General features: G+C 73.6%; 21 protein-coding genes. 8 read left to right on the top strand and 13 right to left on the bottom strand.

Annotation, left to right across the window (positions count from 1 at the left end; genetic code table 11):
• Positions 1 to 179: 179 nt before the first annotated feature.
• On the top strand, positions 180 to 1,628 hold the full coding sequence (locus tag E4P38_RS14605; RefSeq protein WP_135132543.1) for an FAD-binding oxidoreductase: 1,449 nt from the start codon (positions 180 to 182) through the stop codon (positions 1,626 to 1,628).
• Between the two features lie 96 nt (positions 1,629 to 1,724).
• On the opposite strand, the gene E4P38_RS14610 is transcribed toward E4P38_RS14605, so the two are convergent.
• Complete coding sequence (locus tag E4P38_RS14610) at positions 1,725 to 3,386, bottom strand: FAD-binding oxidoreductase (RefSeq protein WP_135132544.1); 1,662 nt, start codon at positions 3,384 to 3,386, stop codon at positions 1,725 to 1,727.
• 38 nt (positions 3,387 to 3,424) lie between these two features.
• On the opposite strand from E4P38_RS14610, the gene E4P38_RS14615 reads away from it, so the two are divergent.
• Positions 3,425 to 4,945 (top strand): glycerol-3-phosphate dehydrogenase/oxidase, encoded by a 1,521-nt coding sequence (locus tag E4P38_RS14615; protein WP_135132545.1) that lies wholly within the window; start codon positions 3,425 to 3,427, stop codon positions 4,943 to 4,945.
• On the opposite strand, the gene E4P38_RS14620 is transcribed toward E4P38_RS14615, so the two are convergent.
• On the bottom strand, positions 4,942 to 5,796 hold the full coding sequence (locus E4P38_RS14620; RefSeq protein WP_135132546.1) for a T3SS effector HopA1 family protein: 855 nt from the start codon (positions 5,794 to 5,796) through the stop codon (positions 4,942 to 4,944). The genes E4P38_RS14615 and E4P38_RS14620 overlap by 4 nt on opposite strands.
• A 66-nt stretch (positions 5,797 to 5,862) precedes the next feature.
• On the opposite strand from E4P38_RS14620, the gene E4P38_RS23880 reads away from it, so the two are divergent.
• Together E4P38_RS23880 and E4P38_RS14630 are read left to right on the top strand one after the other, a co-directional pair.
• Positions 5,863 to 6,657, top strand: coding sequence for a methyltransferase domain-containing protein (locus E4P38_RS23880; RefSeq protein WP_135132547.1), 795 nt, complete (start codon positions 5,863 to 5,865; stop codon positions 6,655 to 6,657).
• A 107-nt stretch (positions 6,658 to 6,764) separates the two neighbouring features.
• Positions 6,765 to 7,412 carry a hypothetical protein gene (locus tag E4P38_RS14630; RefSeq protein ID WP_135132548.1) on the top strand — a complete coding sequence of 216 codons (648 nt, stop codon included), beginning with the start codon at positions 6,765 to 6,767 and terminating at the stop codon, positions 7,410 to 7,412.
• A gap of 19 nt (positions 7,413 to 7,431) precedes the next feature.
• Here the strand turns inward: E4P38_RS14630 and E4P38_RS14635 are convergent, their stop codons facing one another.
• Together E4P38_RS14635 and E4P38_RS14640 are read right to left on the bottom strand one after the other, a co-directional pair.
• Positions 7,432 to 8,184, bottom strand: coding sequence for a MerR family transcriptional regulator (locus E4P38_RS14635; RefSeq protein ID WP_135132549.1), 753 nt, complete (start codon positions 8,182 to 8,184; stop codon positions 7,432 to 7,434).
• A gap of 71 nt (positions 8,185 to 8,255) precedes the next feature.
• Positions 8,256 to 8,924, bottom strand: coding sequence for a TMEM165/GDT1 family protein (locus E4P38_RS14640; protein ID WP_245161041.1), 669 nt, complete (start codon positions 8,922 to 8,924; stop codon positions 8,256 to 8,258).
• Between the two features lie 247 nt (positions 8,925 to 9,171).
• On the opposite strand from E4P38_RS14640, the gene E4P38_RS14645 reads away from it, so the two are divergent.
• A complete protein-coding gene (locus tag E4P38_RS14645; protein ID WP_135132550.1) occupies positions 9,172 to 10,278 on the top strand; it encodes an MFS transporter in 1,107 nt (368 codons plus the stop codon).
• Here the strand turns inward: E4P38_RS14645 and E4P38_RS14650 are convergent.
• The gene (locus tag E4P38_RS14650; protein WP_135132551.1) at positions 10,275 to 11,132 is read right to left on the bottom strand and encodes a helix-turn-helix transcriptional regulator; all 858 of its coding nucleotides are present in this window, start codon (positions 11,130 to 11,132) and stop codon (positions 10,275 to 10,277) included. The two genes, E4P38_RS14645 and E4P38_RS14650, sit on opposite strands and share 4 nt — an antisense overlap.
• Positions 11,133 to 11,159: 27 nt before the next feature.
• Here E4P38_RS14650 and E4P38_RS14655 point away from each other — a divergent pair, with 27 nt between their 5' ends.
• Positions 11,160 to 11,633: a VOC family protein gene (locus tag E4P38_RS14655; protein WP_135132552.1), complete on the top strand. Its 474-nt coding sequence runs from the start codon at positions 11,160 to 11,162 to the stop codon at positions 11,631 to 11,633.
• Here the strand turns inward: E4P38_RS14655 and E4P38_RS14660 are convergent.
• From E4P38_RS14660 to E4P38_RS14675, 4 genes are all read right to left on the bottom strand, one after another.
• Positions 11,578 to 12,231: a hypothetical protein gene (locus E4P38_RS14660; RefSeq protein WP_209309116.1), complete on the bottom strand. Its 654-nt coding sequence runs from the start codon at positions 12,229 to 12,231 to the stop codon at positions 11,578 to 11,580. The genes E4P38_RS14655 and E4P38_RS14660 overlap by 56 nt on opposite strands.
• A 60-nt stretch (positions 12,232 to 12,291) precedes the next feature.
• On the bottom strand, positions 12,292 to 13,500 hold the full coding sequence (gene larC, locus E4P38_RS14665; protein WP_135132553.1) for a nickel pincer cofactor biosynthesis protein LarC: 1,209 nt from the start codon (positions 13,498 to 13,500) through the stop codon (positions 12,292 to 12,294).
• Positions 13,501 to 13,622: 122 nt separating this feature from the next.
• A complete protein-coding gene (locus E4P38_RS14670) occupies positions 13,623 to 16,421 on the bottom strand; it encodes a diguanylate cyclase (protein WP_135132554.1) in 2,799 nt (932 codons plus the stop codon).
• The gene (locus tag E4P38_RS14675) at positions 16,418 to 18,121 is read right to left on the bottom strand and encodes a GGDEF domain-containing protein (RefSeq protein ID WP_135132555.1); all 1,704 of its coding nucleotides are present in this window, start codon (positions 18,119 to 18,121) and stop codon (positions 16,418 to 16,420) included. The genes E4P38_RS14670 and E4P38_RS14675 overlap by 4 nt, the downstream gene beginning before the upstream one ends.
• A gap of 115 nt (positions 18,122 to 18,236) precedes the next feature.
• Between E4P38_RS14675 and pheA the strand changes: the two genes are divergently transcribed.
• Complete coding sequence (gene pheA, locus E4P38_RS14680) at positions 18,237 to 19,190, top strand: prephenate dehydratase (RefSeq protein WP_135132556.1); 954 nt, start codon at positions 18,237 to 18,239, stop codon at positions 19,188 to 19,190.
• 92 nt (positions 19,191 to 19,282) lie between these two features.
• Here the strand turns inward: pheA and E4P38_RS14685 are convergent, their stop codons facing one another.
• The gene (locus E4P38_RS14685; RefSeq protein WP_135132557.1) at positions 19,283 to 21,388 is read right to left on the bottom strand and encodes an MMPL family transporter; all 2,106 of its coding nucleotides are present in this window, start codon (positions 21,386 to 21,388) and stop codon (positions 19,283 to 19,285) included.
• Between the two features lie 58 nt (positions 21,389 to 21,446).
• On the opposite strand from E4P38_RS14685, the gene E4P38_RS14690 reads away from it, so the two are divergent.
• Positions 21,447 to 21,920: a MarR family transcriptional regulator gene (locus E4P38_RS14690; protein WP_135132558.1), complete on the top strand. Its 474-nt coding sequence runs from the start codon at positions 21,447 to 21,449 to the stop codon at positions 21,918 to 21,920.
• On the opposite strand, the gene E4P38_RS14695 is transcribed toward E4P38_RS14690, so the two are convergent.
• The 3 genes from E4P38_RS14695 to E4P38_RS14705 are packed head-to-tail and all read right to left on the bottom strand — an operon-like array spanning position 21,917 to position 24,051.
• Positions 21,917 to 22,261: a co-chaperone GroES gene (locus E4P38_RS14695; RefSeq protein ID WP_245161042.1), complete on the bottom strand. Its 345-nt coding sequence runs from the start codon at positions 22,259 to 22,261 to the stop codon at positions 21,917 to 21,919. The genes E4P38_RS14690 and E4P38_RS14695 overlap by 4 nt on opposite strands.
• Positions 22,262 to 22,276: 15 nt before the next feature.
• Positions 22,277 to 22,624 carry a metallopeptidase family protein gene (locus tag E4P38_RS14700; protein WP_135132559.1) on the bottom strand — a complete coding sequence of 116 codons (348 nt, stop codon included), beginning with the start codon at positions 22,622 to 22,624 and terminating at the stop codon, positions 22,277 to 22,279.
• Complete coding sequence (locus tag E4P38_RS14705; protein WP_135132560.1) at positions 22,621 to 24,051, bottom strand: GuaB1 family IMP dehydrogenase-related protein; 1,431 nt, start codon at positions 24,049 to 24,051, stop codon at positions 22,621 to 22,623. Before E4P38_RS14705 ends, E4P38_RS14700 begins: the two co-directional genes overlap by 4 nt.
• Between the last annotated feature and the right edge of the window lie 34 nt (positions 24,052 to 24,085).

A 24,085-nucleotide genomic window follows, 5' to 3' on the forward strand; every position in this document is an offset into this window, starting at 1 on the left:
CGGAACCCCTTTCACGTCGGCCCCCTGCAGGGTCCCGGCGCGAGCTTGCGAGCGTTGGGGGGCAGGGGGTCCTTTTACTAGTGCGTTGCAAGTATCCGGCAAGGGGGGACGGCGACTCTGGCTCCCGTCCAGTTCAGACCCGCGGCGCCGCCGCGGCAGCGCCCAGAGGAAGCCCCCTGATGAGCCTCACCGAGCTCCACGACGAGCCTGAGTTCACCTCCGTCGCATTCGAGGACGACGTCCTCGACACCTTGGCCCCGGCGATCCCGGCGGCCGACGTCGACGACCTCCGCAGCCAGGTCCACGGTCCCGTTTACGCCGCCGGTGACGACGGGCTGGCCACGGAGGTGGACACCTGGAACATCGCCATCCAGCACACCCCCGCCGTCGCGGTCGGGGCCACCTGCGCTGCCGACGTCGCCGCCGCGGTCTCCTGGGCGGTCGCCCACGACCTTCGAGTCGCCGTCCAGGCCACCGGCCACGGCCCGGTCCGCAACGCCGCCGGCTCCCTGATGATCACCACCCGCCGGATGCAGGGCCTGCACATCGACCCCGACCGGCGCATCGCCCGCGTCGAGGCAGGCGTCCGGTGGATCCGCGTCATGGAGGCCGCCGCCGAGTTCGGGCTGGCCGGGCTGTGCGGTTCGTCGTCCGACGTCGGGGTCGTGGGCTACACCCTCGGTGGTGGCATGGGCTCCCTCGGGCGCCTGCACGGTTTCGCGGCCGACCACGTGACCGCCGTCGAGATCGTCACCGCCGACGGTCGGATGCACCGCATCTGCGCCGACTCCGAGCCCGAGCTGTTCTGGGCCGTCCGCGGCGGCAAGGGCAACTTCGGCATCGTCACGGCGCTGGAGTTCGAGCTGATCCCGGTGACCTCGCTGTTCGGCGGCGGCATCTTCTTCGACGGCGACGACGCCCCCGCGCTGCTGCACCGGTTCCGTCAGTGGGCGCCCATGCTGCCGGAGGAGGTCAGCACGTCGATCGCGATCCTGCGGATCCCCGACATGGAGGAGCTGCCTCCGCCGCTGCGCGGGCAGACCGCCGTCCACCTGCGGTTCGCCTACGCGGGCGACGACCACGCCGAGGCCGAGCGCCTGCTCTCGCCGATGAAGGCCGCCGGCACGATCCTGCTCGGCTTCGTCGGCCCGATGCGGACCGACGAGATGGACGGCATCCACATGGACCCGAAGGAGCCCATGCCCGGCTGGGAGAAGGGGATGCTGCTCAGCGAACTGACCGAGGACGCCGTTGACGTGCTCCTGGCGACCGCGGGCCCGCAGCTGGACATTCCGCTGATCATGGCCGAGGTCCGCCTCATGGGTGGCGCGCTGAGTCGTCCGGCGAAGGTGCCCAACGCCGTCCCCGGTCGCAGCGGCGCCTTCTCCGTCCTGGTCCTCGGCCCGGGGATCCCCGAGCTGGCCCAGGTCGTGCCGGCCATCGGCAGGGGCGTGCTGGCTGCGCTCGCCCCGTGGAAGGCGCCGGAGTCGATGATCAACTTCCTTGGTGACGTGTCCGGGCCGGACGAGGTCGCCGCGGCCTACCCGCCGGCCACCCGGCAGCGGCTGAGGGAGCTCAAGCACGGGGTCGACCCGGGCGGCGTCTTCACCTTCGGCTACGCGCTCTGAGATGTTGATCAGGAGACCTGATCAACGGGGGTCCTGGCTCACCGCTGATCGTGAGCCAGGACCCTTAACGATCAGGTGACCTGATCATTGGGAGAACTACTCGGGGAGCAGGACGCCGGGGTTGCAGATGCCCTTCGGGTCCAGCCGCTCCTTGACCGCGCGCAGCACCTCGACGCCGAGCGGCCCGACCTCCCGGTCCATCCAGGGCCGGTGGTCGGCGCCGACGGCGTGGTGGTGGGTGAGCGTGCCGCCGGCGCCCAGCAGCGCGTCGGTGGCCGCCCGCTTGGCGCTCAGCCACTGCTGGATGGGCAGGTCGTCGTCGCGGTCGGCCAGCACCGTCACGTAGAGCGAGGCGCCGGTGGGGTAGCCGTGCGACACGTGGCTCATGATCAGCGGCCGCCGTCCGTCGCGGGTCAGCGTCTCCCGCAGGGCCCGGCGGACGGCGTCGTAGACCGTGGGCAGCTTCGACCAGGTCGCCGCCGTCTCCAGCGTCTCCACGAGCAGGCCGGCGTCCAGCAGCTTGTCCCGCAGGTACGGGGCGGCGAACCGGTGGCTCTTCCACGACTCGCCCACGCGGCGGCCCAGCCGGATTGCCCCGCCGTCCCGCAGGAGCGATGCGGCAGCCTTCCGCCGGGCCCGGACCAGGGACGGCAGCCCCTCCCAGCCCAGCACGAGCAGGCACCCGTCCCCGTGACCCCGGGTCCGCAGGGTGCCCCGGAGCGCACGGGCACCCGTGCCGGAGGCCATGAGCAGGTTGGCGCGGGTCTCGTCGGTGTCGGAGAGCCGCACGATGTCGGGCAGCAGGTCGTGTCGCGCCAGGTGCTGGAGCGCGGCGAGCCCGGCCGGCCACGAGCGGAACGACCAGCCCTCGTAGGAGCAGCTCGTCGGCTTCGGCCGGACCCGGAGCGTCAGTTCGGTGATCACCCCGAGCGTGCCCTCGGAGCCCAGGGCGAGGCCGAGCAGGTCGGGGCCGGCGGCGGTCGCCGGTGGGTGGCCCAGCTCCAGCACTCCGGACGGCGTGGCGAGGGTCAGCCCGGTGACGAGCTCGTCGAAGCGGCCGACACCGGTCGAGTTCTGGCCGGCCGAGCGGGTCGCGGCGTACCCGCCGAGGGTCGCGAACTCCCAGCTCTGCGGCAGGTGGCCGAAGGTGAGGCCGTCGCGGGCGAGCTCCTCCTCCAGCGCCGGGCCGCGCATCCCGGGGCCGACGGTGACCATGGACGACGGGATGTCGAGCGACTGCACCGACGACATGCGGCCGAGGTCCAGTGCGACCGACGGGCGGTCGTCGGGGTCCACGCCCGCGAGGCCGCCGACGACGCTCGTCCCGCCGCCGAACGGGACGACGACCACTGCGAGCTCGCTGCAGGCGGCCAGCAGGGCGGCGGTCTCCTCGGTGGTGCCCGGCAGCACGACGGCGTCCGGCGCGTCGGAGGCATTGCCCTCGCGCCGGCGGAGCAGGTCCAGGTAACTCTTGCCGCCGGCCCGGCGCAGCCGCGACTCCCGGTCGGTGCGGACGTTCTCCTCGCCGAGCAGCTCCACGAACCGGGTGCGGGCCTCCTCCGGCAACCGGGACGGCGCCAGCGAGATGTCCGCGACGGCGACCGGCGGCGTCGCCCGCGGCGACCACCCCAGCTCCTTCGACAGGTAGCGGCGGGCGACCTTGGGCAGCGCGCTGCTCAGGTCGTCGTCGGGCGCTGCGGTGGTGCTGGGGCCGGCCGGGCCCCACCCCTGAATCGTCAGTTCCGGCTGCTCGGGCACGGCTACAGTCTGCCGGTGCTCCGCTCGGAACGATCACGGTGACCACCTCCCTACCGGGGACGCTCTCCCCGGGACGGCGTGCCGAGGACCTCGCCGCTGTCGCCGGGGCCGAGGTCGACGTGGTCGTCGTGGGGGGCGGTGTGACCGGCGCCGGTGTCGCGCTCGACGCGGCCAGCCGGGGCCTGTCGGTGGTCCTGCTCGAGCGCACGGACCTCGCCGCCGGCACCAGCCGGTGGTCGTCGAAGCTCGTGCACGGCGGTCTGCGGTACCTCGCGCACGGAGAGATCGGACTGGCGCGGGAGAGCGCCCGCGAACGCGCGGTCCTCATGGGGTCGACCGCGCCGCACCTCGTCCGGAAGCTGCCCTTCCTCGTGCCCGACGAGGCCGGGCGGGACGTGACGGCCCTCGCCGCGGCCGGCGGGCACCTCGGGGACGCCGTCCGGCTGTCCGTGCCCGGGGGGCGGGGGTCGCTGCCCTCGACCCGGCGGGTGGGCCCGGACGACGTCGCGCGGCTGACGCCCGGGGTCCGGCCGGGCCGCGGTGGCGTCGTGTTCTGGGACGGGCAGCTGGTGGACGACGCCCGGCTCGTGGTCGCGATCGCCCGCACGGCCGCGGCGTACGGCGCACGCATCCTGACCGGGGCCGCGGTGACCGCCGTCGACGGGTCCGACGTGCACGCCATTGTCGACAATTCCGAGGCGGTGACCATCCGGGCCCGGGTGGTGGTCAACGCCGCCGGGGTCTGGGCGCAGCGACTGGCGCCTGGCATCCGGCTGCAGCCGTCGCGGGGCTCGCACCTGGTCGTGCGCGGTGACCGGCTCGGGTCGCCGTCCGCGGCGCTGACCGTGCCGCTGCCGGGCTCGCGGTCCCGCTACGTGTTCGCGCTGCCGCAGGCCGACGGGCTGGTCTACCTCGGGCTGACCGACGAGCCGGTCGACGGGCCGGTGCCCGACGCCGATCCGGTGCCCAGCGACGCCGAGGTGCAGCAGCTCCTGGACACGGTCAACCAGGTGCTGACCGAGCCGCTGACGCGGGCCGATCTGGTCGGCGCCTACGCCGGGCTGCGACCGCTGGTGCTGCCCGCGTCCGCCGGAGCCGGCCCCGGCGACGCCACCGCGGACCTCTCCCGCAAGCACCTGCTCCAGTGGGACGGACCGGTCCTCACGGTGGTCGGCGGCAAGCTGACGACCTACCGGGCGATGGCCGAGGAGACGGTGGACGCCGTGGTGGCCCGCCTCGGCCGCGGCGCTCTCCGCTCGCTGACCGGGCGGCTGCCGCTGATGGGGGCGGCGCCGCGCGCGGCACTGGACCGCGTGCGTGCCGCGACCCGGCTGGTGGGCCGGTACGGCACGGAGGCGCCGGTGGTCGAGGCGCTGGGGCCGGCCGCGGTGGTGGCCGGCCGGCTGGAGACGGTGGGGGAGCTGCGGTTCGCCGCCCGGCACGAGGGCGCCCGCACTGTCGCCGACCTGCTGGACCGCCGCACCCGGATCGGCCTGGTGCCGGCCGACCGTGCCCGAGCGGTCGCCGTCGCCGAGCAGGTGCTGGCCGAGGAGCTCTAGCGGCTCAGGTCGACGTCGCAGGCGCCCGGGTTGAGGTGCAGCGCGACCGGGTCGAGGCATGCGGCGCTGAGGGTCCGGAGGACGGACTCCCGTCGTGCCGCCGGGCCCGCGCCGTGGCCGGCGGCGACGATACCGGCGGCCACCAGCCGGCAGCGGTGCCGCCCGAACGGGGTGCCCGTTCCGGGCTCGTCGGCGAGGGCGATGCCGGGAGCGAGCTGCCGGGTGAACCCGGGCACGGCCGCGGCGAGGACGAACGGCGACCGCTGGTGCACCCGGAGGGCGACGCGGGCGAGGGCCGACGCGTCGCTCCGGGCCACGGTGACGACGGCGGTGTCGGAGGGGGCGCAGGCGGCCGGATCGCCCGCGAGCTCGGCGCGGAAGCCCACGCCGTAGCCGTCGAGCGCGGTCACGAGCCGGGCGAACACCTCCGGCGCGGTGCTCGGTTGCAGGTGCAGGAAGCAGCTGGCGCGGTCCGGGGCCGCCGCGCCGACCGTGATCACGAAGGAGGGCACTCCGGCGGCGGTCCGGTAGCTGAACCGCCAGCCGTCGCGACGGAGGAAGTCGGGCCGCAGGGCGTCGGCGAGTCGCCGGCAGAACGCATCCCCCCGTCGTCCTCCCGGGCTCTCGGCGCCGGACGCCCGGGCGATGCCGCGGAAGTAGCGCGCGTGCAGGGCGTCGGCGAGCGCCGTGGTCATCAGCCGACCGGGGCCGCGCGGGACCGCGACAAGGTCGCCCGCGACGCGGACGCCGTCGTCCAGGTCGGTCTCCTCGGTGATCCGGGCCAGGAGGTCGAGCGCGGGAACTGCCGTCATCGGACCGGCCGGGGCGGGGAAGTCGAGTGCGAGGGGCATGGGGCTCCGTCCCTGGGCTCCGGCTCCGGGCGCCGGGTCTGACCAGGAGAGGTGCAGGATCGCCGCGTGGATACCTACACCCACGGCCATGCCGATTCGGTGCTCCAGTCGCACCGCTGGCGGACCGCCGAGAACTCCGCCGCATATCTGCTGCCGTCGTTGCGGCCCGGTCTGGACCTGCTCGACGTCGGCTGCGGTCCCGGGACGATCACCGTCGACCTCGCTGCCCGCGTCGCGCCCGGCCGAGTGGTCGGGCTGGACGTCTCGCCGGACCCGTTGCCCGAGGCGCGTGCCGCAGCCGAACGAGCCGGTGTCGAGGTCGCCTTCGAGGTCGGCGACGTCTACGCGCTCGCGGCCGAGGACGACTCGTTCGACGTCGTCCACGCCCACCAGGTGCTGCAGCACCTGACCGATCCGGGAGCGGCGCTGCGGGAGATGGCTCGTGTGTGCCGGCCGGGCGGGGTGATCGCCGTCCGCGACGTGGACTACGGGGCGTTCGTCACGTACCCGGCCGACGACGGCCTGGACAGGTGGCGGGAGCTGTACTTCGCCGTCCACCGGCGCAACGGTGCCGAGCCGGAGGCCGGGCGTCGGCTGGTGGCGTGGGCGCACGCGGCGGGGTTCCGCGACGTGGTGGCCACGGCGTCGTCCTGGTGCTACGCCTCGTCTGCCGAGCGGGAGTGGTGGGGCAACTCGTGGGCCGGCCGGGCGACGTCCTCGGCGTTCGCGGAGCAGGCGGTCGCCTACGGGCTGGCCACGTCGGCGGACCTGGAGGAGATCGCCGCCGCGTGGTTGCGCTGGCGCGACGCCGACGACGGCTGGCTCGGGATGTTGCATGGCGAGGTGCTCATCCGGATCTGACCGACGATCCGAACGCAGAACGCTGGCGCCGGTTTCCCTGCCCCTGAAGCCGGACGTCAGCTCACTACGTGCGGACGCCGGTCGGGTCGGTGCGAGAGGGTCGGGCTGTGGACGAGGCCAAGCGGTTGCTGCTGGTCCGGAGCAGCGCGAAGGTTGCCAGCCGGGTCCTGGCCGACCTCTGGCCTGATGGCCCCGATGGTGCGGTGCGCGGAACGGTCGACGCGTGGTTCTTCGAGGTGGAGGCCGAGCGTGACGGGGTGCGGGTCCGACGGACCGGAGACCTGCGGCGCGAGGGTGTCGTGTGGGACGTCCTCGACCTCGGTTCGAAGCTTCCTGGACCGCTGCCCGCTGGAGCGCGGCAGGTGTCGCCCGGTGTGGTCTCCGTCGAAGTGCAGCGGAGCTGGGTGCAGCGCGTGCTGCGGCCGTTGCGACGGAGCGAGTCCGAGCTGGAAGCGCTGTGTCGCCGCCTGAACGCCGTGGACCTGTGGGTTCTCGGCGACGTGGAGAGCGCGTGCCGGGTCTGCGGCTACGACGACGGCGACGAGCGGTTCATCGGTGGCGTGCCCCAGTACGTGATCTGCCGGTGCTGCGACACCGAGTCGGGTGTGGACGACGTCAGCGCACAGCAGGTCGCTCGCGGCCGCCGCGAGTGGATCGAGCGCGGGCGCGCGTGGCGGCATCCCGAGGATCGTCCCGCAGGGTGGGATCCGGACCTCGCGATCGCCGCGCTGCCGAGCACGTGGCGCGACCTCTAGCACCCGCAGGGACGCCGGATCAGCCCTGGCGGGCTGCGTTGGCCTGGACGGCGGTGCTCACGTACTGCGCCAGACCGGGCGCTATCTCTTCGTAGTGCGCGGTGAACCGCTCGTCCTCGACGTACATCCGGCCGAGCCCGGCGTGCATCTCGGCCGGGCAGTCGTAGAAGTTCCGGCAGATCTGCTGCCGGTGCTCCTCCGCGACGTCCATCGCGCGGTCGGAATCCGCCGGGACGCCGTCCGTCATCGCGGCGGCGAACCGGGCTTCGATGTCGGCGCCCTCGGCCTTGATTCGCACCCAGTCGTCCTTCGTGTACGCGGCGGTCTTCCGCTTCGACTGGGCGTAGGCGTCGGTCTCGCCCCAGCGCTCCTCGACCTCGGCCTCGTACTGCGCCGGGTCGTGCTCGCCGAACACCTCGAACCGCTCCTCCGGGGTCAGTGAGATCCCCATGCTGCGTGCCTCCATCTCCTTCTCGACGGCCGCGACCATGGCCTGGGTGCGCTCGAGCCGGGCCCGCAGCAGTCGGTGCTGGCGGCGCAGATGCGCCTCGGGGTCGGCATCAGGCGCGTCCAGCAGGGTCGCGACCTCCTCGAGGGGGAACCCGAGCTCGCGGTACAGCAAGACCTGGTGCAGCCGGTCCAGATCGGCCGGCGCGTACTGCCGGTAGCCGGCCGCCGTCCGTCCGGACGGCGACAGCAGCCCGATCCGGTCGTAGTGGTGCAGCGTGCGCACCGTGACGCCGGCCAGCGCCGCGACCTCACCCACGTTCACGGGGTTCCTCCCTTCCGTTGACGGAGAGGAGATTGCAGCCTGACGCTACGTCAGGGTCAAGGGCGATTTTCTCAGGCCGTGAGCAGCCGGATCGTCTCGAGGACTGCGATGACGGCGAACACCGAGAAGAGGATCGCGGCGACCAGCCGGATCAACCGGATGGGCAGCTTGTCCGCCAGCTTCCGGCCCAGGAAGACAGCGAGCCCGGAGACGACCAGCAGAGCGGCCCAGGAACCGATGAACACCGACAGCGGGTCGTCGTAGCGGGCGGCGAGGCCGGCCGTGGCCAGCTGGGAGAGGTCACCCCACTCCGCGGCGAAGAGCACCCCGAAGGAGATGGCCGCCGCCTTGAGGAACGACGGGTCAGCGGGCGTCTCGTCGAGGTCGTCCTCCTCCTCGGCGCCGCTGCGGACGCTGCGCCACAGGATGACCGCGCCGACGACGAACAGCACCGCGACGATGCTGCTCACCACGGCGTCCGGCAGCAGTGTGAGCAGCGAGCCTGCGGTGACCGCGATCGCCACCTGCAGCCCGAATGCCGTCGCGACGCCGACGAACACGGGCAGCGGCCTGAACCGGGTGGCGAGCACGAGCGTGGCGAACAGCGTCTTGTCCGGCAGTTCCACAGGGAGCACCAGGATGAACGCGGCCGCGATGACCGACAGGACCACAGGATTCCTCTTCCACTCGGCAGTGCCGGGCGGGTGCGGGCAGCCTCCGACCGGCAGCGCAGGCTGCATCAGTCGAAGGTCTCGCCCATCCACGCCGAGGCGTGGACCCGCTGACCGGGCGGCCGGTGAAGGCGCGCCAGCATGTCGACCAGCGGACGGGGGGCTACTCCCCTTCGTCGGCGAGAGTAGCCGACGGCGCTGTGCAAACGCGGTGCGGGCGGCGGTGATCCCGGCTACGGTCCGGGCCATGCCGTTCCGTTGACGCCCTTCCCCGAACGCGCTTCCGCCCGCTGCCCGGCCGCTCGCCCGCCTGGCGGTGGGCTGGGCCGCGCTGTCCGAGCTGGTTCCCTACTACCCGCTCTACGCGCTGCTCTTCCTCGACACCGGTCTCTCGGACGCGCAGATCTCGGCGCTCTTCGCGATCTGGTCGGTGACCGGCTTCATCACCGAGGTTCCCTCCGGCGCACTCGCCGACCGGTGGTCGCGGCGTGGTGTCGTCGTGCTGGCCGGGGTCCTGCAGGCGGTCGCCTTCGTGATCTGGACGGCGGCTCCGCAGGCGTGGGCCTTCGCGCTCGGATTCGTGGTGTGGGGCGTCTCGGGCGCGCTGGTCTCGGGTGCCAGCGAGGCCCTCGTCTACGACGGGATGGCCGCGGTCGGCGCAGCGGACAGCTACGTCAAGGTGAACGGCTGGATGACCGCCGCCGAGCTGCTGGTCCAGGTGCCGACGGCGTTCGCCGCCGGCGCGCTGTACGCCATCGGCGGCTACGCGCTCGTCGGGTGGGCCAGCGTCGCGGCCTGCCTGGCCGCGGCCGCGCTGGCGCTGCGGTTCCCCGAGGCGCCACGGACAGCGGACGACGACGAGTCGCTGGGCAGCACCTTGCGGGAGGGCGTCTCCGAGGCGCTGCACAGCCCCGCGCTGCGCGTCCTGGTGCTCGCCGTGGCACTGATCGGCGGCCTGGACGCGATCGAGGAGTACTTCCCCGTCCTCGCCGGCGACTGGGGTGTGGCGACCGAGGCCGTCCCGCTCGCGGTCCTCGTCATTGCCCTCGCGGGGGCCGCGGGCGCCGCACTCGGGGGCCGGGCCGACCACCTGCGTGGAGGGGCACTGCTCGCACTGCTGGTCGTCGCGGCCGGCTGCCTCACCGCGGCCACGCTGTGGGCCCAGCCGGCCGCGCTCGCGGTCGTCGCGGTGTTCTACGCGCTCTACCTAGCGGTTCTCGTCGTCGCCGAGGCCCGGCTCCAGGACCGGATCGCCAGCGTGCACCGGGCCACGATCACCTCGGTGGCGGGCCTCGGCATCGAGCTGGCCTCGCTCCTGGTGTTCGCCGCCTGGGCGTTCGGCGGTCCGGTCGCGGTCGCCGTCCTCGTCGTGGCGGTCGTCCCCGTCGTCCGCGCCGGCCTGCGGACACGGGAGACCGTCTAGCCCCGGGACCGCTGCAGGTAGGCCGACGGTGTCACGCCGACGACGGAACGGAAGTCGCGGCTGAAGTGCGCCTGGTCGAACCAGCCCAGTGAGGCGGCCAGCCCGGCCAGGTCGTCGACCTCGCCGGCGTCGATTGCCGCGGCGGCGTCCTGCAGCCGGTACCGCGCCAGGACCGCCTTCGGATTCACCCCGACGTACGTCGCGAACAGCCGCTGCAGCGACCGGACGCTCATCGCCCCGAGCGCGGCCACCTGGTCGACCCGCACGAGCGCCCGGTCGTCCATCATCTCCGCGACCAGCCCGAGCAGATCCAGGTAGGGCCCCGGCGGCTCGGGGGCCAGCGGTTCCAGTGCCGCGTCGAGAACGGCCGAGCGGTCGTCGTCCTCGTCCTCGGCCAGGACGGCGGAGAGCAGCCGGTCGGCCGACAGCCCGAGCTGCGGGCCCAGCCGGGTCACGCTGTCGTTCCCCGGGAGGACGCCGGTGAGCGCGGCGAAGCCGCCCGGCCGGAACTTCGCCGCGGTCACCCGGCCCGCGCCGACCAAGTCGACGGTGAACCGCCGGGTGACGATCCCGTGCAGCAGGACGGCGGGCAGGTCGTGGCCGAAGCGCGGGTGGGTGCCCTGCTCCACCGACAGGTTCACGCTCGGATGGCTGAGCACCTCGGAGCGGAACGGCGGCTGTCCGGTGAGGTCCCATCGCACGGACCAGTAGCGCTCGATGAACGGCCGCAGCGGCTCGGCCACGCGGGCGTCGCGGCGCAGGTTCGCCTGCTCGGCCACCTCGGTCGGGCGCAGGATGCCGCGCAGCGTCGCGGCGCGATCGAGCGCACCTGTCGCGTTCTTCCAAGACGCCACGGTCGCAGCCTAGGCAGGATCACGGACATGGCGATCACGAATGGAAAGCCCGAGGGCTACACCACCCTGACCCCGTTCCTCGTCTGCTCGCCCGCGCGCGACGCGATCACCTTCTACGAGGAGGTGTTCGGCGCGACCGTCGTCGGCCGGATGGACGGCCCCGACGGCACCGTCATGCACGCCGAGCTCGACCTGGGGAACGGCCGCCTGCAGCTCAGCGACCCGAACGAGCAGTACGGCCTGGTCGTCCCGGACCGCTCGAGCGATGCGGTCAGCGGCTCGACGTGCATCTACGTCGCCGATGTGGACGCCGTCTTCGCCACGGCGGTCGAGCGCGGCGCGACGGTCCGCGAGAAGCCCGACACCTTCGTCACCGGCGACCGGTTCGCCTCGATCTACGACCCGTTCGGCCACCGCTGGGCGGTCATGACCAAGGTCGAGGAGGTCAGCCCGGAGGAGTCGGAGCGCCGGCTGTCGGAGTGGGCGTCGACGCAAGGGTGACCGACATCCGGGGCAGCAGGAGCTGCACCAGCGGGCCGATCGCCAGCGCGTAGAGGACGGTGCCGAGGCCCAGCGTGCCGCCGAGCAACCAGCCGGTGGCCACGACGGCGACCTCGATCGACGTGCGCACCAGCCGCACCGACCCGCCGGTGCGGCGCACCAGGCCGGTCATCAGCCCGTCCCGCGGTCCCGGGCCGAGGTGCACGCCGATGTAGGCCGCGGTGGCGACGGCGTTGAGCAGGACCCCGGCCACGAGCAGCCCGGTGCGCAGCAGGAGGGACGACGGGGTCGTCACGACGGCAAGCGTGGCGTCGACGGCGAGTCCGATGACCACGACGTTGCTCACCGTGCCGAGCCCCGGCCGCTGGCGCAGCGGGATCCAGGCGAGCAGCACGAGGGCGCCGACGAGGATCGACACGGCGCCGATGGACCAGCCGATCCGGTGGGCCAGCCCCTGGTGCAGGACGTCCCACGGCATGTTGCCGAGCGTCGAGCGGATGATCAGCGCCATCGAGGCGCCGTAGAGCGCGAGCCCGGCATAGAGCTGGATCAGCCGGTGGGGCAGCCGGCGGCCGGGGCGTCGGAGATCCTGGAACACGCATCGAGCATGACTGACGGCCGGCCCGCCGCCGGCAGGCCAATCGAGTCAGTGGCCTGGTCAGCCCGCGCGGTGGGCGTGCTCCGCTGCGGCCGTGGCGGCCCGCAGCACCTCCTTGACCGGCAGGCCCAGCTCGCGCGCGAGCTGGGCGACGTCCTCGTACTCCACGCTGACGTTGACCACCCGGCCGTCGTGGACGGCGACCTTCACGCCCACCCGCCCGCCGAGCACGGCGACCGAGGCCGACGTCCGCTCCAGGGCGGTCTTGCCCACCGGCACGATGCGCATCCCGATGGTCGACGTCGTCGCGAACATCGCCGCCTGGACGGCGGGCACCGCCTCCGGCCGGCACAGCGCGGACAGCGTGTGCGCCGGACGGCCCTTCTTCATCAGGATCGGGGTCAGCCAGGCGTCGGAGGCGCCGGCGGCGAACAGCGCGTCGAGGACGCCGGGCCACAGCCGCGGGTCCAGGTCGTCGACATTGGTCTCCAGAACGACAGGGCTCTCCAGGACGACAGGGCTCTGGAGGACGACGGGGCCGGGCGTGCTCGGCTCGTCGGCCGAACCCAGCACCAACCGGACGACGTTCGGCAGCTCGGCCGGGTCACGCCCACCGGCGCCCACGCCCACGCGGTCGACCCGCATCGGCGGCAGCGTCGTCCACTCGTCCACGAGGTGCGCCACGAGCGCGGCGCCGGTGGGGGTGCACATCTCGGCGGGCACGGCCCCCGCGACGACGGGGATGCCGCGCAGCAGCTCGAGGACGGCCGGCCCGGGGATCGGGACGACGCCGTGGGCGCTGCGGGCCGAGCCGCTGCCGAGCGCGACCGGCGAGGCGAACAGCCGGGTAAGGCCCAGGTGCTCGATGCCGGCGACCACCCCGACGACGTCCGCCAGTGCGTCCAGCGCGCCCACCTCGTGGAAGTGCACCTCGTCGGGGGAGATGCGGTGCACGCGGCCCTCGGCGACGGCCAGCCGCTCGAACACCGCCTGGGCACCCTCGCGCACGGAGGAGGGCAGGTCGGCGTCCACGAGCAGCGCGCGGACGTCGGGCCAGGTGCGGTGGTGCGGGGAGTCAGCTGTGTGCACGTGCACTCGGGTCGCGCCGAGGCCGTGCCGGGTGACCTGCTCGGTCTCCAGCCGGATGGCCTCGACGGGCAGCGCGGCGACGGCGGCGGCGAGGACGTCGAGGGGCACCCCGGCATCGACGAGCGCGCCCAGCAGCATGTCGCCGGAAGCCCCCGCCGAGAGGTCGAGCCAGCCGATCATCGGGACATCATCGCTCAGGGCTCAGCAGAGTTGATCATCGTCTCCGTGCACGCTCCTGCGGAGCGTCCCGCCGCGACACGCCCCGCGGCGGGCACGCAGACGATGATCGACCGCGGACGGGCTCAGCCGCGGGCGCTTCGCCTTGCCACGCGGGCGGCGAAGACCCCGGCGCTGTAACCGTTGTCGATGTTGCTGACGACGACGCCGGGCGCCGCCGAGTTGAGCATCGTCATCAGTGCGCCGAGGCCGCCGAACGCGCTGGGCTGGCCGGTCGAGGTCGGCACCGCGACCACCGGGACGTCGGTCATCGCGCCGATCATCGTGGCGAGCGAGGCGTCCAGGCCGGCGACGACCACCAGGCAGTCGACGTCGCCCAGCAGGGTGCCGTCGGCGAGCAGGCCGCGGATCCGGCTGCCGCCGATGTCGTCCACCCGGGCCACCTCGGTGCCGGTCACCCGGGCGACGAACGCGGCCTCGGCGGCGACCGGGGTGTCGCCGCCACCGGCGCAGAGCACGCGGACGCGCCCCACCGGGTCGGGCACCGGGCCGACGGCGGCGGCCATCGCGGCGGCGTCCATGGTCGTGTACGCGTCGTGCTCGCTGGCCAGCGCGACGAGGGTCTCGGCCGACGCACGCAGCACCAGGGCCGGACGGTCGGGGTGCTCGCGCCGGGCCTCGCGGACGAGGGCGAGGATCTGCTCGGTGCTGCGGCCGGTGCCCCAGATGACCTCGGGCTCGACTGAGCCGACCGGTGCGATCGCGATGGGCATCGGCTCGGTCGCGTCGAGGACCGGGCCCAGCAGCGGCTCGGCGGCGCTCCCGAGACCGAGGGGAGGATCGGGCTCGACCAGGAGCGGGGCGAAACCACCGGCCTCGTCGGACGAGGCGGTGTCGTCGTCCGGCGGGGAAGGCTGCACGGTCGCGACGGTAGCCGCGGCCTCGTCGTCCTCCGGGGAGTCCGACGTGGTCGCGTCGGGGGCGTCGGCGTCCGACGGCGGTGGGCCGAACAGGGCGTCCAGGGGACTCGTGCCGGGTGCCCTCGTCTGTGTCACACCCGACAGTCGCACGACGCGGTCGCGGCCACTGCGCTTGGCGTCGTACAACACGCCGTCGGCCGCTGCGAACAGCGTCCGCCGGTCGTCGCCGCGAGCCGCCGAGGCGATGCCCACGCTGATCGTCACGGGGACGGTGAGCCCGAACTCCGACCAGTCGTAGGTCGCGACCTTGCGGCGGGTGCGCTCCAGGGCCCGCTCGGCCTGCTCGGCCGTGGTGTCGGGCAGCAGGATCACGTACTCGTCGCCGGCCCAGCGGCAGACCTCGTCGGTGTCGCGGACGCCGGCGATGAGCAGTTCGGCGACCGTGCGCAGCACCGAGTCACCGCCCGGGTGGCCGATCGCGTCGTTGATCGACTTGAACCGGTCCACGTCGACGACGGCCAGCGCCGGTGCCGCGCCGGCCGACAGCAGGCCGTCCAGGCGGGCCTCGGCGTAGCGCCGGTTGGGCAGGTGGGTGAGCGGGTCCTCGTAGGCCTGGCGGCGCAGCTGACCGGCGGCCCGCTCGGTCTCCAGCAGGCTCTTGCGGCGGCCGAACAGCTCGACCCAGCGGGTGCGCCGCTCGTCGACCCGGTCCAACTCGTCGGAGAGGTAGGCCTGCAGGTAGGGGAGCGCGCTCCCGGCGTCGTCGAGCTCGGCGTGCAGGGTGCACAGCTCCCGCAGCGCGGCGCGGCGCAGCCGCGGCAGGCCGTGCTCGGTGGCCAGGGTGAGCGCGGAGACCAGGTGCTCGTCGGCGGCCGTGCCGTCGCCCTGCCGGCGCAGCGCGCGACCCAGCGCCAGCTGCGCCGAGGCCAGCTGCGCGCGATCGGCGGTGGCGGAGGTGATCCGGACGGCAGCCCGCAGGGGGCCGATCGCGGCCGCGTGCTCGCCGAGGCCGACCAGCGCCCACCCGTGGACGACCTGCGCGGTCACGACGCCCGAGGACTCCGGCGGCAGCAGCGCCAGGGCCTCCTCGGCGAACCGGCGGGCGTCGGCGAAGTAGGGGGCGGCGGACTCCGGGACGCCGTCGTCGAGCAGTCCCTCCCCGAGTTCGGCGCAGAGCTCCCCGAGGCAGGTGGCGGTCGACGCGACCAGCACGTCGGGATCGCCGTCGTCGGGGCCGAGCGAGCCGGGATCAGCGGCGGCGGCCGTCGCCGACTCGTGGGCGCGGCGCTGGTAGTCCAGCGCCAGCGGCATGAGCTCGAGGTCGGCGAGGACGCCGGAGAGCGTGCCGAGGGTGTCGATGAGCAGCGCGCTGGGGGCGAGCAACGGGTCGAGCAGGCTGGCGGCCTCGACCGCCTCGTCCATCGCCGCGTCGATCCGGCGGGAGAGCAGCTCGATACGGGCGTGCCGGGCCAGCCCGGCGGCGCGCTGCAGGTCGTCGTCGCTCGCGTCGAAGGCGGCCTTGGCCGAGCGGACCAGCGCGATGGCGAGGGCCGCCCGCGACGCGGACTCCGAGCGCGGGTCGGTCTCGTCACCGGATCCGTCGATCAGCTCGGCCACCCCGGCGTGCAGGTCGAGGGCAGGCTCGGTCGAGGCGTCCGCGGTCACCGGATCGCCGACGAGGGTGAAGCCGGCGACGCGCAATCGCCGCACCAGGAGCTCGGCACGCAGGGTGTCGGCCCAGGCCTTGCCGAGGGAGACGGGGGCGCCGTCGGGCGCGTCGGCGGCCGGATCGGCGGCGACGTAAGGAGAGGGATCCCGATCGACGCCGGCGAGCAGTTCCTCGGCATCGTCGAGCTGCCAGTTCGCCAGGGCCGCGGTCACCCGATGGTGCAGGGCTCCGGGTGGCACGAGCGCACTGTGCACGTCGTCCCCTGCACTGTCGAGCACGTCATCGGGAACGCGCCGTCCCCCGTCCCATACGTCCCACGCGTCCGAGGAACTCACGCGTCGGCCTTGCCGGGTGTGCCGTCGTCCCCGGTTTCGTCACCCTCGGGTTCCGCACCGGATGCGGTGCCCGGGGCGCGGACCCGGTTGCGGCCGCCGCGCTTGGCGGAGAACAGGTGGAGGTCGGCGGTGTCGAACAGCGTCCGCCAGCCCACGCTGACGGAGTCGCCGTCGACGGCGGGCGCGGTGGCCACGCCGACGCTGACGGTCACCGGCTCGCGGACCTCGAGGTCGGTCCAGTCGGCCGCGGCCACGGCGGAGCGCAGGCGCTCCATCACCACGACGGCCTGGGCCTGCGTGGCCGTCGGAAGGACGACGAGGAACTCGTCCCCGGCCCAGCGGTAGACCTCGTCGCCGTTGCGGCTGTGCTCGCGCAGCAGGTCGGCGACCCGGCGGAGGACGGCGTCCCCGTGCGTGTGCGACGCGCCGTCGTTGACCTCCTTGAAGCGGTCGACGTCGACGACGGCCAGCGACAGCGGCTCCTCGCCCAGGCGCATCGCACCGAGCCTGCGCTCGGCACTGCGGCGGTTGCCGAGCCCGGTCAGGGGGTCCTCCAGCGCGTGCCGGCGCAACAGCACCGCCTGACGCTCGGCCTCGCGCAGGCGGCTGCGCTGCACGAACATGTCCGCCCACATCTCCCGGCTGCGGGTGTGCGCGCGGCCGGTGTCGGAGCGGTAGGCCTCCAGCCAGTGCAGCGCCTCCGCGGGGCGGCCCAGGTCCGCCGCGTGCTGGCCCAGCTCGAGCAGGCACTGCCGGTAGCGGCGGCGGTCGCCCGCGGCGGCGAAGGCACCCGCGGCGTCCACGAGCAGCTCGATCGCCTCGTCGCCGCTCTCGACGTCGTCGTCTCGTTCGTGCACCCGGACGAGCAGGCGGGCGAGCGCCAGGCCGGTGTAGCCGCGCAGCCAGAGACCGCCCTCGGCCTCCACCCGGCGCCGGACGCGGCGCAGCGGGCCGAGCGCGCCGTCCAGGTCGTCGGCGCAGGTCAGGGCCCACGCCTGGACGACGTCGAGCAGGTCGCTCTCGTCCGGTTCGGGCTCCCAGTCCAGGTCGCGGGCGGCGACGGCGCCGGCGATGGCCTCGACGGCGAGCTCCCGGGAGCGGTCGAGGTCGCCGCGGCGGCGCAGCGTCTGGGCCAGTTCGGTGTGCTGCTGGGCCGACAGCAGCCGCAGCCGCCACTGGTCGGCCGGCTCGCGCAGGGCGGCGGCGACGTGCTGGCCGCGCATCGCGTGCGAGACCGCGGGCTCTTCCAGGTCCAGGCCGGAGAGGGTCAGCGACAGCCAGCGGTGCGCCTGCAGCAGCGCACGGGACGGCTCGCCGGCCGCCTTCCCGTCGGTGAGCAGGCTGGCGTCGACGGCGAGCAGCATGGCGGCGTCGAAGTGGTCGGCGAGCACCTCGACGTGGGCCAGGAAGGCCATGACCAGGGCGGTGTCGGCCGAGGGCAGGCACTTGTCGAGGGCCTCCCGGGCGGCCGCGACGTCGACCACGGCGGCGTCCGGGTCGTTCTCGATGAGAGCGCGGCGGGCGGTCAGCGCGTGTCGCCAGGCGATCCACTGGGGCTCGCTGCTCTCGGTGAGCGTGTCGCCGGCCTCGTCCAGCAGGGCGATGAATGCGGTGGCGTCCTCGCGGGCGCTCGCCGTCAGGAGACGCCACAGGACGGCGAAGAGGTCGCCGGGAGCGACGCGTGCCGGGCGGGGGCTCACGTGCCTCCCTTCACTTCCGGATGGACCGGCCCGTGCGGGCCGGAGCTGCCAGTAGTCGAGGCAGCTTCCCCCGGGTGAGGCACCTGGCCCCACCCGCCCGCACTACCCTCGTCGGATGCCCGGGATGCCCCCCAGTACGTCTCCGACGCGGTTCGCCTATCTCGGGCCCGAGGGTACCTTCGCCGAGGCGGCGCTCCTCAGTGCAGTTGCCTCCTCGGAGGGAGCCCGGTACCCCCAGCCGAGTGTTCCTGCGGCACTGGCCGCCGTTCGATCGGGTGACGCCGACGCCGCGCTGGTCCCGCTGGAGAACTCCGTCGAGGGTTCGGTGCCCGCCACGATGGACGGTCTGGCCGACGGCGACCCCCTCGTGATCACCCGCGAGGTCTTCCTGCACGTGGAGTTCGCCCTCGCCGTCCGGCCCGGTACCGAGCTCGCCGACATCCGCTCGGTGGCCAGTCATCCGCACGCCCTCGCCCAGACCGCCGGCCGGCTCGCCGAGCTCCTTCCCGGCGTGAGCCCGCTGCCGCTCACGTCGACCGCGGTGGCCGCCGAGGCCGTGGCGGCGGGGACGTACGACGCGGCCGTCTGCGCCCCGATCGCCGCCGAACGCTACGGCCTGGTGTCACTGGTCGGCGACCTGGCCGACCGTCCCGGGGCGGTCACCCGGTTTGTCCTGGTCAGCCCGCCGGGGCAGCCCACCGCACCGACCGGCAACGACAAGACCTCCCTGGTGGCCGTCGTCGGCGATCGCACCGGCGCGCTGCTCGAGCTGCTCCGGGAGTTCGCCGTCCGGGAGATCTCCCTGACCCGCATCGAGTCACGCCCCACCCGCGAGCGGCTCGGCGTCTACTCCTTCTCCCTCGACTGCGAGGGCCACATCGCCGACCGGCGGGTGGGGGAGGCGCTGGCGGCCCTGCACCGGGTCTGCGACGACGTCCGCTTCCTCGGTTCGTACCCGCGGGCCGACGGTCGGGACAACAGGCCGGTCCCGGAGATGGCCGGCGACGAGGCGTTCGCCGAGGCCGCGTCCTGGCTGGAGAACATCCGCACGGGCCGCACGACGAGCTGATCCATGACCGTTGTGCACCTATCCACCTCATTCGTCCCCCGAGGCGTGGATAGCTGCACAGTCACGATGGGCCTGAGGGTCCGTGCTGGGAGCTAGACGCGTTCCAGCTCGCGCTCGGGTTCCGACGCGCGCTTCGCGAGCCGGCTGGGCCACCAGACCCGGTCGCCGAGCAGGTGGACGGCGGCCGGCACCACCAGCGACCGGACGACGAACGTGTCGAGCAGGACGCCGAAGCCGACCAGGAACGCGAGTTCGCTGAGCAGCACCAGCGGGAGCACCGCGAGGGCGCCGAAGGTCGCGGCCAGCACCAGCCCGGCGCTGGTGATCACCCCGCCGGTCACCGCCAGCGCACGCAGGATGCCGTCCTTCGTGCCGTTCTCGACGGACTCCTCGCGGGCGCGGGTCATCAGGAAGATGTTGTAGTCGATCCCCAGCGCGACCAGGAACACGAACCCGACCAACAGGATGCCGGGGTCGCTGCCGGGGAAACCGAAGACGTGCTCGAACAGCAGGCCCGCCACGCCGACCGTGGCGCCGACGCTCAGGACGACGGTCGCGACCAGCAGCAGCGGGGCCACGACCGAGCGCAGCAGCAGGGCCAGGACGATCGTGATGACCAGCAGCACGCTGGGCACGATCACGCGCAGATCGCGGGCGCCGGTCTCGCGGGTGTCGAGGTCGCTCGCCGTCGTCCCACCCACGAGCGCGTCGGTGTCGACGCTGCTGACCGCCGTCCGAAGGGCCTGGACGGTGTCGAGCGCCTGCTCGGAGTCGGGCGCCTCGGCGAGGGTGGCGTCGAGCCGGACCAGTCCGTCCACGACCACCGGATCGCCCGGTTGTCCGGGGCGGCCCGACCCCGTGAAGGGGGTGACCGAAGCGACGCCGTCGACTGCGGACGCGGCCTCGGCGACCGCCGGCCAGTCGCCCTCCGGCGTGATGATCACCGCGGGGCCGGCTGTGCCGGCGTCGAAGTGGCGCTCCAGCGCCTCCTGCCCGGCCGCCGACTCGGTGCCCCCGCGCACCGCCTGGCTCAGCGGGATGCCGTCGGCGGAGAAGGCGGGCGCGAACGCAGCGGCGACGAACAGCGCGACCAGGCTCCAGATCAGCACCCGCCCCGGCCGGCGGCCGACGATCTGCGCGACCCGCTCCCAGCCTCGGCCGTGCCGGTGCTCGGAGCCGTACTGCGGGCGGAACGGCCAGAACGCGGCGCGGCCCAGCAGCACGAGCACCGCGGGCAGGAAGGTGAGGGCGGCGAGCATGGCCAGCGCGACGCTGACCGCGGAGATCGGGCCGAGGCCACGGTTGGAGCCGAGATCGGAGAACAGCAGGCAGAGGACGCCGAGGATCACCGTCGCGCCGCTCGCGACGATCGGCGCCCACGATTGCCGGAGCGCGATCCCCATGGCCGTGTACTTCGACTGCTCCTCGCGCAGTTCCTCGCGGAACCGGGCGACGAGCAGCAGGCCGTAGTCGGTGGCGGCGCCCACGACCAGGATCGAGGAGATCCCCTGGCTCTGGCCGTTGACCGCGATCCACCCGGCCTTCGCCAGCAGGTAGGAGACCGCCATCGACGCCGTGAGCGCCAGGCCGGCGGTGCCGATGACGAGGAACGGCAGGATCGGGCTCCGGTAGACGACCAGCAGGATCAGCAGGACGACGCCGAACGCCGCGAGCAGCAGCAGGCCGTCGATGCCGGAGAAGCCGTCGGCGAAATCGGCGAACGAGGCGCCCGGGCCGGTGACGTAGGCCGACGTCCCGTCGACGCCGTCGATGCCCCGGAGGTCGGCGACGAGCGCCGGGAGCGCGTCGCCGAGATCCGGCTCGATCGGGAGGACGACCTGGACCGCCGCGCCGTCCTGGGAGGGGATCGGCGGTGACGCCTCCCCGACAAGGGCGCTGCCGGCGAGCGTCGTGGCCTGCTCGATCCGGTCGCCGATCTCGGTCAGCTGCCGCTGGTCGAGCGTGCCGTCGCCCTCCCACAGCAGGATCACCGGCAGCGCACGGCTGGTCTGGAAGCCGCGCTGCAGCTCGGTGACCCGCGTGGACTCGGCGCTGTCGGGCAGGAAGGCGGCCGAGTCGTTCTCCTGCACGTCGCTGAGGCCCCCGCCGAGGGAGCCGAGGGGTCCAGCGGCGCCCAGCCAGAGCAGGACGAGGATCGCCGGCAGGAGCCAGCGGACGGACGGACGGCGGCGAGGCATGATCTTCCTTGCTGGTCGATTATCTCGATCGTCGAGAGAATAGCGCGAGGAGGCGAAGGTGACCGATCACCGGGAGCTGGCGCTGCTCCTTCGCCGGCTGACCGTTGAGTTGGATGCGGTGGGCCAGCGATTCGCCGAGGTGCACGGCCTCAACCGCACCGACGTGCGGGCCCTCGTGGCGATCATGGACGCGGCGCGCGGCGGAGAGTCGCTGACCGCGGGGCGTCTGGGCGCGGCCGTCGACCTGAGCTCCGCCTCGGTGACCGCGCTGCTGGACCGGCTGGAGAAGGCCGGGCACATCCGCCGCACCCGGGACGCCGAGGACCGTCGCCGGGTCGTTCTGGAGATGTCCGACACCGCGATGGCAGCGGGGGCGGAGCACTTCGGTGGGCTGCAGCGCGACCTCACCGCAGCGATGGCGGACTACTCGGACGACGAACTGGCCGTCGTCCGCCGGTTCCTGGTCGACATGACGGGGGCGATCGAGCGCCACTCCCGCCCCGAACCGCCTGCCACAGTCGTGGGGTGCTAGAGGTAGAGGCCGGTCGATTCCTCGATGCGCTCGGCCGCGACGGCGTGCACATCGCGCTCGCGCAGGATGATCAGGTCCTCGCCGTGCACCTCGACCTCGTGCTGGTCCTCAGGGGAGAAGAGCACCTGGTCGCCGACCTTCACCTGGCGCACGTTGCCGCCGACGGCGCGCGCCTCGCCCCACACCAGCCGCTTCGCGACCTGGGCCGTGGCGGGGATGAGGATGCCGCCGGTGGAGCGCCGGTCGCCGTCCTCCTTGCGCAGCGACACCAGCAGGCGGTCGTGCAGCATCTTGATCGGGAGGCCGGCCTTCCCCGCCGCGGAAGCGATGTTCTCGGGCACGTCGATGAACGCTAGTCAGCCCCAGCCGAGCTCGTGCAGCCGCTCCTCCTCGATCCCGAAGTGATGCGCGATCTCGTGGACGACGGTGATCGTCACCTCGTCGACCACGTCCTCCTCGGTCTCGCAGATGTCGCAGATGGCCACCCGGTAGATCATGATCCGGTCCGGCAGCTCGCCGCCGTACTGCCAGCCCCGCTCGGTCAGCGCGAACCCCTCGTAGAGCCCCAGCAACGAGGGATCCTCGGGATTGCGGTCCTCCACCAGGACGACGACGTTGTCGAGCAGCTTCATCAGCTCCTCGGGCACCTCGTCGAGGGCGTCGGCGACCAGCTCCTCGAAGACGTCCAGCGGGAGCGGGTTCACCAGGACGTCGGCAGCGGGCGGCCCTCCTCGTACCCGGCCGCGCTCTGCACCCCCAGCACCGCGCGCTCGTGGAGCTGCTCGATCGTGCGCGCACCCGCGTAGGTGCACGACGACCGGACGCCGGCGACGATCTGGTCGATCAGGTCCTCGACGCCCGGGCGGGCCGGGTCGAGGTACATCCGCGAGGAGCTGATGCCCTCCTCGAACAGCGACGCCCGCGCCCGCTCGAAGCCCGAGGCGCTCGCTGTCCGGGCCTTGACGGCGCGGGCCGACGCCATGCCGAAGGACTCCTTGTAGAGCCGGCCGGCGTCGTCGTGCACGTCGCCGGCGCTCTCGAAGGTGCCCGCGAACCAGGAGCCGACCATCACGTTGGCCGCCCCGGCGGCCAGCGCGAGGGCGATGTCACGCGGGTGCCGCACGCCGCCGTCGGCCCACACCTGCTTGCCGTGCGCCCGGGCCTCGGCCGCGCACTCCTCGACGGCCGAGAACTGCGGGCGGCCGACGCCGGTCATCATCCGGGTGGTGCACATGGCGCCCGGCCCGACGCCCACCTTGACGACGTCGGCTCCTGCCTCGATCAGCTCCCGCGTGCCCTCGGCGGTCACCACGTTGCCCGCGACGACCGGGGCCGACCCGGCGACGGAACGCACCGCGCGCAGCGCCTCGATCGCCTTCTCCTGGTGCCCGTGCGCGGTGTCCACCACGAGGACGTCGACACCGGAGGCCAGCAAGGCGCCCGCCTTGCCGGCGACGTCGCCGTTGATGCCGACCGCCGCCGACGTCAGCAACTGTCCGTCGGCGTTGACGGCCGGCTGGTAGAGCGCCGAGCGCAGGGCGCCCTTGCGGGTGATCACGCCGACCAGCCGGTCACCCTCGACCACCGGGGCGGCGGAGACCCGGGCGTCGGAGAGGACGTCGAAGATCTTCGGCAGGTCGGTGCCGGCCGGGATGGTCAGCGGGTCGGCGGTCATGACCTGGGAGAGCTGGGTGAACCGGTCGACGCCCTGGCACTGGCCGTCGGTGACGATGCCGATCGGCGCACCGTCGTCGACCACGACGACGATCCCGTGCGCGCGCTTGGTCAGCAAGGCCAGCGCCTCGCCGACGGTGGACGTCGGGCCGAGCGTGATCGGGGTGTCGTAGATCGGGTGCCGCGACTTGATCCAGGACACGACCTCGCTGACGACGTCGACCGGGATGTCCTGCGGCAGGACGGCGAGGCCACCGCGCCGGGCGACGGTCTCGGCCATCCGGCGTCCGGAGATCGCGGTCATGTTGGCCACGACGACGGGGATCGTCGTCCCCACCCGGTCCGGAGTGGTCAGATCCACCTCGAGGCGGGACCCGACGTCCGAACGGTTCGGCACCATGAACACGTCGGCATAGGTCAGATCGTGGTCGGGACGACGGCCACCGATGAAGCGCATGACACCCATGGTCCCGTAATCGTGCGAGTCCGTC

This window comes from Blastococcus sp. CT_GayMR16 (genome assembly GCF_004570875.1).
In the GTDB taxonomy this organism is placed as follows: domain Bacteria; phylum Actinomycetota; class Actinomycetes; order Mycobacteriales; family Geodermatophilaceae; genus Blastococcus_B.